Here is a 14,617-nt window from a genome sequence, read left to right on the forward strand (position 1 = left end):
GATATACCTCGGTCTTGCCGCTGCCCGTCACGCCGTGCAGCAGGAACGGCGCGAAACCGTTCGCATCGCGGATCGCTTCGACTGCGCTCGCCTGTTCGTCGGTGAGGGTGGGCAGGGTGGGTGCGGGCGTATCCGGTGATGCGGGGGCGGCGAGCACCTCGGCGGCTTCGATCACCTCCAGCGCAACCCACCCTTCGGCTTGCCATGCCTCCAGGGTTGCGATGGCTTTGGGGTGGAGCGCGCGAGCGTCTGCAGCGATCAGAAATTCGGCCTCGGCCAAAGCCTGGGCAAGCTTGCGCAACGCGCTCGCGCGCGCAGGCAACGTTTCCGGCAACGCGGCGCGACCCGCCGCCGTCAGGCTATAACGCTCTTCCGGTGCGAACAGACGCGACCAGCGCGAGGCATCACGCAGGGCTTGCGGCAAAGCGGGCAGCGCCACTTCACCGAGGCCGCGTTGATAGTAGTCGGCGGCGAAGGCCGTCAGCGTCAGCCATTCGGCCGACACGGGCGGGCAGGCGGTGCAAACATGGCTGACCGCCCGCAGACGGTCAGCGGGCACGTCACTGTGAGTGGTCACTTCGCAGACGAGGCCCACCACATGACGCTTGCCGAACGGCACGCTCACCAGCATGCCCGGCGCGACACGCTCGGGCGTGTCGCAGCGGTAGTCGAACAAAGTCGGCAGCGGATGATCCAACGCGACGCGAACGAACACGTCACTCACGCGGCGGTGCGGATCAGGTAAAGGGATGCGGTGCGACGCAACGTCACAGTGCACATTGCGCAAACGGCGAACCCATCGAAGTTAAAGTAAAACTTCAATTTCCGCGCTAAGTTTTGGATTCGGCTGAACAATTGCAATCGGTCCGCGTGCCTGTGGATAACTTTGTTGAGAACTTCGTTCGGAAGGCCCGGGAACCGCGCCGCAGCGGCCTTCTGTGGGATTCCGCCCATTTTGTCGTGAAGCCGTGAAACCCTTGCCAGACAAGGCTTAGATCAAATGCGCCCGCAATGTGCAAGGGCCAGGGCACGACGAAAGCTTCTACCGCGCCGCAGCGTGATCAATGTGCATAAGTCAAGTCTTGACTTTCGCGGGACCGCCATCTGACGGCCCGTTGACTGCAAATATTCCCTTAGGGCGAGAGCCCAGTTCGCTGCACCGCAGCAAAAATGACAACGTTTACGGCGTCAGCTTGGTGCATGCGCACCGCTGCGAATCGCGCGGCTATGGCGATGTACTTCGTCCACGAGTTCGGCAACATTCTCCGGCGGCGTGAACTGCGAAATGCCGTGGCCGAGATTGAAAACGTGACCAGGATGATTGCCGAAGCTGTCGAGCACGGCGCGCGCTTCCATGCGGATCGAAGCCGGCGGCGCAAACAGCACCGAAGGATCGATATTGCCTTGCAGCGCCACCTTGCTACCCACGCGCTCGCGTGCCTTGCTCAGGTTCACAGTCCAGTCCAGACCGACCGCATCCACGCCGATGTCAGCGATCTCGTCGAGCCACAACCCACCGCCCTTCGTGAAGGTGATCACCGGCACCTTTTCGCCGTCGTGATCGCGTTTCAACTGGCTCACAACCTGCTGGATGTACTGCAACGAGAAGCGTTGGTAGACGCCGTCCGCGAGCGCCCCGCCCCACGTGTCGAAAATCATCACGGCTTGCGCGCCGGCTTCGATCTGCGCATTCAGGTACGCCGCAACCGACTTCGCGTTGACGTCGAGAATACGGTGCATCAGGTCCGGACGGGCGTACAACATCGATTTGACCGTGCGGAAGTCCGCAGAACCACCCCCTTCCACCATGTAACACGCCAGCGTCCATGGGCTGCCCGAAAACCCGATCAGCGGCACACGCTGGCGGCCTTGCGCGTCGGTGAGTGCGGTGCGGATTTCGCGCACTGCGTCGGTCACGTAACGCAGCGTGGCGTCGATATCCGGCACCGCGAGGCGTGCCACATCATCTTCCGTGCGTACCGGCCGGGCGAATTTCGGACCCTCGCCGGCAACGAATTCGAGACCCAGGCCCATTGCGTCCGGCACCGTCAGAATGTCGGAGAACAGGATCGCGGCGTCGAGCGGATAGCGCTCGAGCGGCTGTAGCGTGACTTCCGTTGCATACGCGGGGTTCTTCGCCAGACCGAGGAAACTGCCCGCGCGAGTCCGCGTGGCGTTGTATTCCGGCAGGTAGCGGCCAGCCTGCCGCATCAGCCAGATCGGCGTGTAGTCGGTCGGCTGGCGCAGCAGCGCGCGCAGGAAAGTGTCGTTCAGGAGTTTATGGGCCACGTTGCGTACGACTGAGGGCAAAGAGGCATTTTACCGGACCCGGCTCGCCGCATCGCGCTTGATGCGGGCAATAACTGTCGCGAACGTTGCTTGCGGCCGGCCTCCTTGCTGCCCCGTGCGGCGCCATGACTCAGCTGAACGGCCAATGTTCAAGCGTGAATTGCCGGGCTATCATCCGACGGCCTTACCAAACAATAACGCACCACCAAGGAGACTCGATGAACAAGGCAGCACTTGCACTGCTCGGCGTTCTAGCCGGTGTTTTGATGCACACGGGCGTGGCCCAGGCGCAGGCCAGCGCTACCGCCGCGGCGCCCTCGCGGCTCGATGAGATCCTCGCGCGCGGCACGCTGCGCGCCTGTACGACCGGCGACTACAAGCCGTACTCGTTTTACAAGGCAGACGGCCAGTTCGAAGGCATCGATATCGACATGGCCGAGTCGCTCGCCAAATCGCTCGGCGTGAAGGCGGAATTCGTCAAGACGTCGTGGCCGAACCTGATGAACGACTTCGTCGCGAAGTGCGATATCGGCGTGGGCGGTGTTTCGCCGACGCTCGAGCGCCAGAAGCACGCGTTTTTCACGCAGGCGTACATGATCGACGGCAAGACGCCGATCGTTCGGTGTGACGACGTCAACAAGTATCAGACGGTGGCGCAGATCGATCAGCCGGCGACCCGCGTGATCGTCAATCCGGGCGGCACCAACGAGCGTTTCGCCAAACAGTATTTCCCGCATGCGAACCTGACCGTCTATCCGGACAACGTGACGATCTTCAAACAGATCCTCGCCGGCAAGGCCGACGTGATGGTGACGGATGCGTCGGAGACCTTGTTGCAGCAAAAACTGAATCCGGGTCTTTGCTCGCTGCATCCGGACAAGCCGTTCCAGTACGGGGAGAAGGCCTGGCTGCTGCCACGCGGCGATGTGACATTCCAGCAATACGTCGACCAGTGGTTGCACCTTGCGCGAGCGACCGGCGAGTATCAGGCGATCTCGGACAAGTGGCTGAAGTAGAAGGGTTGTGGGGGGCGGCCGCGCGCTTCCCGCACGCGCGAAATATTGCGCCGCAGCACGGGCACTCAACAGCGAACCATGCTGCCCACTGACGCTGGGAGGCGCCTGTAACAGGGGCCATTCTTTCCAAAAAAGATGAACATGCAACCATTTCATGCGGAATCGACTGAACGGATTGCGCTGCACTATGCGTCGCGAATAGCATCAATCAGGCGTATGAAATTGCCTATCAGTCATCGGTAAAAATTACGTTTGAAACGTTAAAAATTGGAAATAAGTCCCGGCGCGCCTTGTCTGACGGGCGTTACAACCTGAAACACTTTGTTACCGCGCTCGTAGGTTAATTCGCCCACAATGCCCTCAACGGTTTCAACACGGATGTGGCTGGGTGCGTGGTGTGAGCGGATACGATGCACTTGCCGGTCGGCGTATGCCGAAGCCCTGTGAAGGGGCATCCCTGCTGGGGCCGTAGTCGACGCAGGGTCGTCGTCTCAGTTGGTTCCATCTTTGGTCTCCTCGCGCTAACCCCGTAGCGTGTGGTTTTTAGCGGGCTCCAGGCCCGCTTTTTTTTCGTCTGGTCAAACGTTTGCGAGCTTCCTGACGGGCTGATTTTGCGGCAGATCTAACCGCCAGGCTCGCCGCCTAAAGGGCTCATTCCAACGCAAACGGTTTTCCCCAACATGCCGGCCGGCGTCGCGCGAATTCACGTGCGGCGCCAATCCCGCATCGCCGTCAGGCCGTCTTGTCTTCCTTCACCTTCAACTCGCTGATCATCCGTTCGCGCATGACGAATTTCTGCACTTTGCCGGTCACCGTCATAGGCAGTTCGTCGACGAAGCGGATGTACTTCGGCACCTTGTAATGCGCGATCTGGCCCTGGCAGAACTGCTGGATTTCCTCGGCTGTGGCCTGCTCGCCTGAGCGCAATACGATCCACGCACACACTTCTTCGCCGTACTTCGCGTCGGGCACGCCAAACACCTGTACGCTCTGGATCTTCGGATGGCGGAACAGAAACTCTTCGATCTCCCGCGGGTAGATGTTTTCGCCACCCCGAATCAGCATGTCCTTCAGGCGGCCGACGATATTGCAGTAGCCTTCGGCGTCGAGCGTCGCCAGATCGCCGGTATGCATCCAGCCGTCGACGATGCTTTCCCGCGTCTTCGCTTCGTCACCCCAGTAGCCTTGCATCACCGAATAACCCTTGGTGCACAGTTCGCCCGTCTCGCCCACCGGCACGATCGCGCCGAGCGGATCGACGATCTTCACTTCCAGATGCGGCTGGATACGGCCGACCGTCGTGGTGCGCTTGTCGAGTGGGTCGGTGGTCGAACTCTGGAAGGACACCGGGCTCGTTTCCGTCATGCCGTAGGCGATGGTGATCTCGTTCAGATGCATCTTCGCGACGACCTTCTTCATCGTCTCGATCGGGCACGGCGAGCCGGCCATGATGCCGGTGCGCAGACGCGAGAAGTCATAGGTGGCGAAGGTCGGGTGATCGAGTTCGGCGATGAACATGGTCGGCACCCCGTGCAGCGCGGTGCACTGCTCTTCAGCGACGGCCGCGAGCGTCGCAGCCGGGTCAAAGCCCTCGCCCGGAAAGACCATATTCGCGCCGACGGATACGCACGCCAGCACCGCCAGCACCATGCCGAAGCAGTGATAGAGCGGGACAGGAATGCACAGGCCGTCCTGCTCCGTTAGACGCATCGCCATCGCGATATAGCGCGCGTTGTTGACGACGTTGCTGTGGGTCAGCGTGGCGCCCTTTGGATTGCCCGTCGTGCCGCTAGTGAACTGGATGTTGATCGGTTCGTGGCAAGACAGCGTCGCACCGATCGCATCGAGCTTCGCGACGTCGAGCGTTGCGCGGCCCTGCTCGATCACGTCGGAGAAGGTCAGCATGCCGGGCGTTTCGGTGTCGCACATACGGATCACGTAGCGCAGATCCGGCAGGCGAGCGGCGTGCAGATCGCCCGGCGTTTGCGTCGCCAATTCCGGCGCGAGCTCCTGCAGCATCTCGAGGTACATCGACGTCTTGAACCGCTCCGCCGCGATGATCGCCTTGCAGCCGACCTTGTTCAGCGCGTATTCGAGTTCCGCGAGCCGATAGGCCGGGTTGATGTTGACGAGCACGGCGCCGATGCGCGCGGTCGCGAACTGCGTGAGCAGCCATTCCACCCGGTTCGGCGACCAGATGCCGACGCGGTCGCCCTTTCCGATGCCGAGTGCAAGGAGCCCGGACGCCAGCACGTCGACTTCTTCGGCGAACTCCTTCCATGTCCAGCGGATTCGTTGCTCACGAAACACCACGGCCGGGCGGTCGGGGAAGCGCGCTGCGGTGTCCCGCAAAAATTGCCCGAGCGGCGCTTCGCTCAACGGAATCTCGGTCGATCCGCGAACATACGACAGGTTGTCTTTGGGTTCGATGAGTGCGCCTTCGCCTGACATGTGCGTTGCCATGGTGTTGTCTCCGTGAGCGGAAGCTCGCCCAGTCTATTGAAATGAATTTGAAATCGATTGTGCCACCAGCAGATGTCGGGAGTGCATCAAGTCTTACCCGCAGCGCATTGACAGAGCGTCGCAGCGGCCGCGGCAAGCTGCATGGCACCCGCCGGTCGTCGCGGTTGCGTCTGCTCCTGCCACCTCGAACCCCGCCTGCAACCTGCGAGCTCCGAACAGCTCCGTACAACCCGCTACGAGCGAAAACCGAATTTCGCTTACCTTTCCGTAAACGTCAAGTAGAGGTCAAAAAAAAGCAGCCGCGAAGGCTGCTTTCTTTCTGATACGTGTTGCTTATTTCTGACCGCGCAGCTTGCGCAGACGCTGGATCGCAGCGAGCTGAGCCGTCGCATACGCCAATTCCGCTTGCGCGGTGGCGTATTCGAGGTTCGAACCCGTGTTTTGCAGCGCTTCTTCCGCACGCTTGCGTGCGTCTTCGGCCTTGGCTTCGTCGAGGTCCTTGCCGCGGATAGCGGTGTCGGCCAGAACCGTCACTGCACCCGGTTGGACTTCGAGAATGCCGCCGGCGACGAACACAAACTCTTCTTCGCCGTTTTCAATTTCGATGCGCACCGCACCCGGACGAATCCGCGTGATGAGCGGCGTGTGGCCCGGCAGAATGCCGAGTTCACCTGCTTCGCCCGGCAGCGCGACGAACTTCGCCTGGCCCGAGAAGATCTGCTCTTCCGCGCTGACGACGTCTACTTTAATGGTTGCCATATCGACTCCTGTGTCGACCAGAGTTAGCGCTTTAGCGCTTACTCTGGTCCCATGCAAAGCGCGACGAGAGTTGGCGCTTTAGCGCTTACTCTCGTCCCATGCAAGGCTGGGTTGAGCGTAGTAAGAGGCGCCGGCTTTGCGTTCCGACACCGTTAGGTATCGATACGCGCGAGGCCGGCGCCCGCTTCGTTACACCCGACCTTTACTGGATCTTCTTGGCCTTTTCGAAGGCTTCGTCGATCGTGCCGACCATGTAGAACGCTTGTTCCGGCAGGTGGTCGCACTCGCCTTCAACGATCATCTTGAAGCCACGAATCGTTTCCTTCAGCGGCACGTACTTGCCCGGCGAGCCCGTGAACACTTCAGCGACGTGGAACGGCTGCGACAGGAAACGCTGGATCTTACGAGCGCGCGCCACGGCGAGCTTGTCTTCCGGCGCCAGTTCGTCCATACCCAGAATCGCGATAATGTCGCGCAGTTCCTTGTAGCGCTGCAGCGTTTGCTGCACGCCACGCGTGATTGCGTAGTGCTCTTCGCCGATCACGTTCGGGTCGATCTGACGCGAGGTCGAATCGAGCGGGTCCACTGCCGGGTAGATACCCAGCGAAGCGATGTCACGCGACAACACGACGGTTGCGTCCAGGTGGCCGAAAGTCGTAGCCGGCGACGGGTCGGTCAAGTCATCCGCAGGGACGTACACGGCCTGAACCGACGTGATCGAGCCGGTCTTGGTCGACGTAATACGCTCTTGCAGCTTACCCATTTCTTCAGCCAGCGTCGGCTGATAGCCCACTGCCGACGGCATACGGCCGAGCAGTGCCGACACTTCCGTACCTGCCAGCGTGAAACGGTAGATGTTGTCGACGAAGAACAGCACGTCGAGCCCTTCGTCACGGAAGTGCTCAGCCATCGTCAGACCGGTCAGCGCGACGCGCAGACGGTTGCCCGGCGGCTCGTTCATCTGGCCGTACACCAGCGCGACCTTGTCGAGAACGTTCGAGTCCTTCATTTCGTGATAGAAGTCGTTCCCTTCGCGGGTACGCTCGCCAACACCGGCGAACACGGAGTACCCACCGTGTTCCTTCGCGATGTTGTTGATCAGTTCCATCATGTTCACGGTCTTGCCCACACCGGCGCCACCGAACAGGCCAACCTTACCGCCCTTGGCGAACGGGCAGATCAGGTCGATAACCTTGATGCCGGTTTCGAGCAGTTCCGTCGACGGCGACAGTTCGTCGAACGCCGGAGCCTTCTGGTGAATACCGCGAACCACGTCCGAGTTGATCGGGCCGGCTTCGTCGATCGGGCGACCCAGCACATCCATGATCCGGCCGAGGGTCGGCTTGCCAACCGGCACGCTGATCGGCTTACCGGTGTTCTTCACCGTCGTACCGCGGCGCAGACCGTCCGAGGCACCCAGACAGATGGTACGGACAACGCCGTCGCCCAGCTGCTGCTGGACTTCGAGGGTCAGTTCCGAACCTTCGAGAATGAGCGCGTCGTAAATCTTCGGCATGTCCGAACGCGGGAATTCCACGTCGATCACCGCGCCGATGCACTGTACGATCTTGCCTTCTACCAAAGCAGTAGTACTCATCGCTTTTCCTTTAGATACTCAATTCTTCACTCGCGCAAAGGCGCAGTTTCGATGGGGTGCGCCACGAAGGCGCACACGAAGCGGCGTGCCTGACCGTTAGGGTCAGACTGCCGCTGCGCCACCGACGATTTCCGACAGTTCTTTCGTGATCGCGGCCTGACGGCTCTTGTTGTACACGAGCTGCAGTTCGTTGATGACCGTCTTCGCGTTGTCCGAAGCGGCCTTCATTGCGACCATTCGTGCCGACTGCTCCGATGCCATGTTTTCCGCGACGGCCTGATAGACCAGCGCTTCGACATAACGCACCAGCAGTTCGTCCACCACTGCCTGTGCGTCCGGCTCGTAGATGTAGTCCCACTGCGTGCTCGGCGTCGTGCCGTCTGCGTCCTTGCGCTCGAACTGGTCTGCCGACAGCGGCAGCAGTTGCTCGATCACCGGCTCCTGCTTCATCGTGTTGACGAAGCGCGTGTACGCGAGGTACACCGCCGAAACCTTGCCTTCCGAGTACAGGTCGAGCTGCACCTTCACCGCGCCGATCAGCTTTTCCAGATGCGGCGTGTCGCCCAGATGCACGACATTCGACACCACCTTGGCGCGCAGACGGTTCAGGAAACCCAGACCCTTGGTGCCGATCGCAGTTGCTTCGATCGTTTTGCCCTGAGCTTCCAGTTCCTTGAACTTCTGCACCGACGCACGCAGCACGTTGGTGTTCATACCACCGCACAAACCTTTATCGGTCGTGACGAGGATGATGCCGGCCGTTTTCGCGCCTTCGTTCGACACCATGAACGGGTGACGATACTCCGGGTTCGCACGGCTCATGTGCGCAGCGATATCGCGGACCTTGTCGGCATACGGGCGAGCAGCGCGCATGCGCTCCTGAGCGCGGCGCATCTTCGATGCGGCCACCATCTCCATCGCTTTCGTGATCTTGCGCGTGTTTTGCACGCTCTTGATCTTGCCGCGAATTTCCTTCATTCCAGCCATTGCTTGCTCCTTGATCGAAGCAGCGCGGGTTCAGTTGCCTGCGGCCCGCGCCGCTTCAAGGTCCGTTTATGCCTTGCGGATCACTCGCGGATCAATAAGCGCCGGACTTCTTGAAGTCTTTGAGAGCCGTATGCAGCAGGGCTTCGTCGTCCTTCGAGAGTTCCTTGGTATCTTCGATGCGCTTGACCAGGTCAGCGTGCTTCGACTTCAGGTAATCACGCAGGCCCTTTTCGAACGGCAGCACTTGCGCGACTTCCAGATCGTCGAGGTAGCCATTGTTCGCAGCGAACAGCGCAACCGCCAGTTCCCACACTTGCAGCGGCTGATACTGCGGCTGCTTCAGCAGTTCCGTCACGCGGCGGCCGCGCTCCAGTTGCTTGCGGGTGGCTTCGTCGAGGTCCGATGCGAACTGCGCGAACGCTGCGAGCTCACGGTACTGTGCCAGGTCGGTACGGATACCGCCCGACAGCTTCTTCACAACCTTGGTTTGAGCCGCACCACCGACGCGCGACACCGACACGCCGGCGTTAATTGCCGGGCGGATACCTGCGTTGAAGAGGTCGGTTTCCAGGAAGATCTGGCCGTCGGTAATCGAGATCACGTTCGTCGGAACGAATGCGGTCACGTCGCCTGCTTGCGTTTCAATGACCGGCAGTGCCGTCAGCGAACCGCTCTTGCCCTTCACTTCGCCGTTCGTGAACTTCTCGACGTACTCTTCCGAGACGCGAGCAGCACGTTCCAGCAAACGCGAGTGCAGATAGAACACGTCACCCGGGTAAGCTTCGCGGCCCGGCGGGCGGCGCAGCAGCAGCGAGATCTGACGGTATGCCCAAGCTTGCTTGGTCAAATCGTCATACACGATCAGCGCGTCTTGACCGCGGTCGCGGAAGTATTCGCCCATCGTGCAGCCGGCGTACGGTGCGAGGTATTGCATCGCGGCCGATTCCGAAGCCGAAGCGGCCACGACGATCGTGTATTCCAGGGCGCCCGTTTCTTCCAGCTTGCGCACCACGTTCATGATCGACGAAGCCTTCTGGCCGATCGCGACGTAGATACAGAAGAGGTTCTTGCCCTTCTGGTTGATGATCGTGTCGACTGCGACGGCGGTCTTGCCGCACTGGCGGTCGCCAATGATCAGCTCACGCTGGCCACGGCCAACCGGCACCATCGCGTCGATCGACTTCAGACCGGTTTGGACCGGTTCCGAAACCGACTTACGCCAGATCACGCCCGGAGCAATCTTTTCGATTGCGTCGGTTTTCTTTGCGTTGATCGGGCCCTTGCCGTCGATCGGGTTGCCGAGTGCATCGACCACGCGGCCGAGCAATTCCGGACCCACCGGCACTTCGAGAATGCGGCCCGTCGTCTTGACGATGTCGCCTTCCGAAATGTGTTCGTACTCACCCAAAATCACGGCGCCGACCGAGTCGCGCTCGAGGTTCAGTGCGAGACCGAAGGTGTTGCCCGGGAATTCGAGCATTTCGCCCTGCATCACTTCCGACAGGCCGTGGATACGCACGATACCGTCGGTCACGGAGATCACGGTGCCCTGGTTGCGAACGTCTGCGCTCGCTTCAAGGCCCTGGATCCGGCTCTTGATCAGCTCGCTGATCTCAGAGGGATTGAGTTGCATTATTCGCTCCTGATAGTCAATTCTGTTGCGTGCCAGCCGCTTCAGCGCTTTCGGCGCTTCAGGCCGTCAGAGCCGTCTGCATGCTGGCAAGCCGCGCGCGGACCGAGGTATCGAGCACTTCGTCGCCGACCGTCACGCGCACGCCGCCGATCAGCGACGAGTCGACTTCGACCGTCGGCTTCAGCTTGCGCTTGAATTTGCGTTCGAGACTTGCGACGAGGTCGTTCAACTGCGCGCCTTCGAGCGGGAATGCGCTGACGATCAGCACATCTGCCGCCCCTTCGCGGGCGTTCTTCAACTCTTCGAACTGCACAGCGATTTCCGGCAGCAATTGCAGGCGATGGTTATCGACCAGCATTTGCACCAGATTCTTCGCTTGCGCGTCGTCCTTGAGCGGCGACTTGACCGCGGACAGCAGCAGATCGCTGACCTGTGCGCGGCTCACTTTCGGGCTCGAGGCGATCGACAGCACTTCGGGCAGACGCGCAACCTGTGCCAGCTCCTGCACGAGCGTGGACCAGGCGGCGATGTCACCAGCTTCGGCCACGCCAAACAGCGCTTCTGCGTACGGACGGGCGATGGTTGCAAGTTCGGCCATGATCAGAGCTCGGCTTTCAGTTGATTCAGCAGGTCAGCGTGAGCTGCCTGGTCGACTTCGCGCTTCAGGATCTGTTCAGCGCCCTTCACGGCGAGTGCAGCAACTTCGCCGCGCAGCGTTTCGCGCGCCTTCACGACTTGCTGGTCCGCGTCGGCCTTCGCTTGCGCGATGATGCGAGCGGCTTCAGCTTGTGCTTGAGCCTTGATTTCGTCAGCGACTGTCACAGCGCGCTTTTCGGCGTCAGCAATACGTTGCTGGCCGTCATTGCGTGCCTGAGCGAGTTCCTGGTCGACGCGCTTGTGGGCGGCTTCGAGTTCCGCCTTGCCCTTTTCAGCAGCCGACAAACCGTCAGCGATCTTCTTCGAGCGCTCGTCGAGGGCGTTGATCAACGGCGGCCACACGAACTTCATCGTGAACCACGCGAGGATCAGGAACACGACCATTTGCGCAAACAGGGTTGCGTTGAGATTCACGGTGTTTCCTTAAACGTTGCTAGTTCGGAAAGTGAAACGGCAAGGCGCTCATCGATTCTGTATTCGATCAGCGCCCAAGTGCCCGTTCCGCCCTGCGCCTTTACCAGTTATAGCTCAGGCGCAAACTTCCGAGGAACCTCAGCCTGCCAGCTTCGACAGCAGCGGGTTCGCGAACGCGAACAGCATTGCCACACCAACGCCAATCAGAAACGCCGCATCGATCAGACCAGCCAGCAGGAACATCTTGGTTTGCAGCGGGTTCATCAGTTCCGGCTGACGAGCACATGCTTCGATGTACTTGCCACCCATCAGGCCGATACCGATACAGGCGCCGATTGCACCCAGGCCGATGATGATGCCGATACCGATGGCGGTCAGACCCTGGATGTTGGCGATGAAAGCTTGCATGATCACTCCTTTGTGAAAAGTCTTTTAGAACTGGTTGGAACTGGGATTTAATAAAACAAAGCTAAAAACAATTCGTCGTTCGACACGCCATGATTAGTGGCTGTCGTGTGCCTGTCCGATGTACACCAGCGTCAGCATCATGAAAATGAATGCCTGCAGCAGAACGATCAGGATGTGGAAGATCGCCCAGACCGTGCCTGCGATGACGTGGCCGATAAAGCCGAGCACCGACGCGTCCGCGCCGAAACCCCACATGCTGCCGAGCAGGGCAATCAGCAGGAACAACAGCTCGCCCGCGTACATGTTGCCGAACAGCCGCATGCCGAGCGAAACCGTCTTTGCGACGAACTCGATGATGTTCAATGCAAGGTTCGGGATCCACAGCAGCGGATGCGCGCCGAACGGGGCCGACAGCAGTTCATGCACGAAGCCGCCTACGCCCTTGATCTTGAAGTTGTAGTAAATCATCAGCGCGAACACGCCGAGTGCGATACCGAGCGTACCGTTCAGGTCGGCCGTTGGCACGATGCGATGATGGGGGATAACTTGCGACAGACCCAGCCAGCCGATCACGCGGCCCGGCAGGTCGACGGGGATAAAGTCGAGCGAGTTCATCAAGGCGACCCAGACGAACACTGTCAGTGCCAGCGGGGCGATGAAGGTGCGCGAGCCGTGGATCATCGACTTCGATTGATCTTCGACCATCTCGACCAGCATTTCGATGGCGCACTGGAAACGACCCGGTACGCCGGACGTCGCCTTGCGGGCCGCCAGATGCAGGATGGCGATCGTGGCCAGACCACAAACGATCGACCAGAAAAGGGTGTCCAGATTCCACACGTGAATGTCGAAAATCGACGTCTGGTGCGCGGTGGAAAAGTTCTGCAAGTGGTGCGCGATGTACTCGGACGGATCCAGAGCGCGCGTGCCTTCGCTAGCTGCCATATCGTTAATGCCACCCAAATTGTCGAAAATCGTCTCGGGCCGTTCCCGCCGCAATACTGTATTGCGGGAACACGCCGGGTGCGGATCATGTCAAATCCGCACTCCTGATGCCGGCGCTGCGCGCCAGCCTGAATTTTGTGTTGCTACTCTTGTGCCACCACTTTCCGCTACAACCTTAGCGCCACGCCAAGGCGATCCAGTATGTCTTGAGCGCGATGAGGTAGGTCACGAGCAGCGGCACCCAGCATACGTCGTGATACCAGAAGGCGATGACTACAAACATCGCGATCGTTGTCCCCATCTTGAGCGCTTCGCCGATCATCCAGCTCATCGCTGTTTTGGCGCCGCTCAGCGTTCTAAGACGTGCCGCGAACAGCGCGCTCGGCACCCAGCAGATCGCTCCCCCCAGGAACGCGGACAGCGCAGCAGCGCCCGGCGGCTTGTAGAACAGCCACCACACCAGCGTCGCACCCAGGGACAAAACCATTTGCGCCGCCACGACCTTGAAAGGCGTGACGCGCGATGGACGACTCACATTCGGGCCAAACAGCTTTTCAGCCTCGACCCGGGTGAGCGGAACGATATTGTTATCTTGTTGCTCGACATCCCACGCATCGTCAGTTGTAACGTGCTGACCGGTGGACGCATCGGAAACGGTGCGTTCAGCGCGGTGGTCGTCACGCCCATTTTTCGGCGCTTGATTCGACGTTTTGACCGCCATCGCAGTATTCCGAAAGTCTTGTTCCAGCCCGCGTGCTTACGCTGCGCTTACGGGGTTGCCGTGCAATTAAATCCGGGCGATTGTAAGCGATAGTTGCAGGCAATTCAAGACTTTAGGCCGTTCAATAACCAGCGTGAAAACGGTCTCCACCATGCGGGAACGCGATCTCGGCCGCCCCATACACGGCAAATGTAAGGCGGTCGGGGGATGGCAAAACATGCGCAATGAATCGAAGGGGTTGAAGTGCGCGGATACATCGTTTCGACGCTGAGACGGACGTGTCAAAAATGCAACAGACGACATTTTTTGCCAGCTTTGGTGGACATGCAGGACGGCACCGGGTATTCGCGAGACGGCGACTGTCGGCCGCACCATCCCATGGCGGCCCAGCAACGCAGGACGCAGCCCTTTGCATCGGATGATCGACGCCGCGAGCAGTCATGCGCCTGCTACTTCATGTCGATGGCCGCCCTGCACCAAACCCGGCCCATCCACGCGTCGGTGCACAACACTCGTTGCCAGATCCAAACACGCGAAAGGACGGGGTATGGGGCACTGGGCGCAGCGGCAAGACCCACCTGCAAGCGACCTCGCCTGCGCGGCCAACTCAAATCGCCGACCAACCCGGCTATATCCGCGGCACCGTAAAAATATCAGCGCCGGCTGATACATCGGAATCCTGATTATTAAACGCGTAAAATAATTAGGAATCCAACTGACGTCCACGT

The 14,617-nt window shown here is 60.3% G+C and carries 13 protein-coding genes; 1 reads left to right on the top strand and 12 read right to left on the bottom strand.

The features are described from left to right. Window positions 1-724: primosomal protein N' family DNA-binding protein (locus GNZ12_RS05815; protein ID WP_456238558.1), on the bottom strand; the 724-nt coding region annotated here is incomplete at its 3' end. Window positions 725-1,188: 464 nt separating this feature from the next. After that, complete coding sequence (hemE, locus tag GNZ12_RS05820) at window positions 1,189-2,289, bottom strand: uroporphyrinogen decarboxylase (protein WP_172309457.1); 1,101 nt, start codon at window positions 2,287-2,289, stop codon at window positions 1,189-1,191. 218 nt (window positions 2,290-2,507) lie between these two features. Between hemE and GNZ12_RS05825 the strand changes: the two genes are divergently transcribed. Further along, the gene (locus GNZ12_RS05825; protein WP_172309458.1) at window positions 2,508-3,305 is read left to right on the top strand and encodes a transporter substrate-binding domain-containing protein; all 798 of its coding nucleotides are present in this window, start codon (window positions 2,508-2,510) and stop codon (window positions 3,303-3,305) included. A gap of 732 nt (window positions 3,306-4,037) precedes the next feature. Here the strand turns inward: GNZ12_RS05825 and GNZ12_RS05830 are convergent. The 10 genes from GNZ12_RS05830 to GNZ12_RS05875 form a co-directional block, all read right to left on the bottom strand. After that, window positions 4,038-5,768 carry an AMP-binding protein gene (locus GNZ12_RS05830; RefSeq protein ID WP_172309459.1) on the bottom strand — a complete coding sequence of 577 codons (1,731 nt, stop codon included), beginning with the start codon at window positions 5,766-5,768 and terminating at the stop codon, window positions 4,038-4,040. Between the two features lie 333 nt (window positions 5,769-6,101). Beyond that, window positions 6,102-6,527, bottom strand: a complete 426-nt coding sequence (locus GNZ12_RS05835; RefSeq protein ID WP_169490579.1) for a F0F1 ATP synthase subunit epsilon — start codon at window positions 6,525-6,527, stop codon at window positions 6,102-6,104. A gap of 202 nt (window positions 6,528-6,729) precedes the next feature. Beyond that, a complete protein-coding gene (atpD, locus tag GNZ12_RS05840; RefSeq protein ID WP_074281813.1) occupies window positions 6,730-8,124 on the bottom strand; it encodes a F0F1 ATP synthase subunit beta in 1,395 nt (464 codons plus the stop codon). A 102-nt stretch (window positions 8,125-8,226) separates the two neighbouring features. Then, the gene (atpG, locus tag GNZ12_RS05845; RefSeq protein ID WP_172161964.1) at window positions 8,227-9,111 is read right to left on the bottom strand and encodes a F0F1 ATP synthase subunit gamma; all 885 of its coding nucleotides are present in this window, start codon (window positions 9,109-9,111) and stop codon (window positions 8,227-8,229) included. Window positions 9,112-9,202: 91 nt separating this feature from the next. Continuing rightward, a complete protein-coding gene (gene atpA / locus GNZ12_RS05850; protein ID WP_063497708.1) occupies window positions 9,203-10,744 on the bottom strand; it encodes a F0F1 ATP synthase subunit alpha in 1,542 nt (513 codons plus the stop codon). A 58-nt stretch (window positions 10,745-10,802) separates the two neighbouring features. Continuing rightward, window positions 10,803-11,342 carry a F0F1 ATP synthase subunit delta gene (locus GNZ12_RS05855; protein ID WP_172309460.1) on the bottom strand — a complete coding sequence of 180 codons (540 nt, stop codon included), beginning with the start codon at window positions 11,340-11,342 and terminating at the stop codon, window positions 10,803-10,805. Window positions 11,343-11,344: 2 nt separating this feature from the next. Beyond that, on the bottom strand, window positions 11,345-11,815 hold the full coding sequence (locus GNZ12_RS05860; RefSeq protein WP_074281809.1) for a F0F1 ATP synthase subunit B: 471 nt from the start codon (window positions 11,813-11,815) through the stop codon (window positions 11,345-11,347). Window positions 11,816-11,953: 138 nt separating this feature from the next. Continuing rightward, window positions 11,954-12,223, bottom strand: a complete 270-nt coding sequence (atpE, locus tag GNZ12_RS05865; protein WP_007180033.1) for a F0F1 ATP synthase subunit C — start codon at window positions 12,221-12,223, stop codon at window positions 11,954-11,956. Window positions 12,224-12,316: 93 nt separating this feature from the next. Continuing rightward, window positions 12,317-13,168 (bottom strand): F0F1 ATP synthase subunit A, encoded by an 852-nt coding sequence (gene atpB, locus GNZ12_RS05870; protein WP_172309461.1) that lies wholly within the window; start codon window positions 13,166-13,168, stop codon window positions 12,317-12,319. 175 nt (window positions 13,169-13,343) lie between these two features. Next, on the bottom strand, window positions 13,344-13,889 hold the full coding sequence (locus tag GNZ12_RS05875) for an ATP synthase subunit I (protein ID WP_153137997.1): 546 nt from the start codon (window positions 13,887-13,889) through the stop codon (window positions 13,344-13,346). Window positions 13,890-14,617 lie beyond the last annotated feature (728 nt).

The sequence above is a fragment of the Paraburkholderia solitsugae genome, assembly GCF_013177695.1.
Lineage (GTDB): Bacteria > Pseudomonadota > Gammaproteobacteria > Burkholderiales > Burkholderiaceae > Paraburkholderia > Paraburkholderia solitsugae.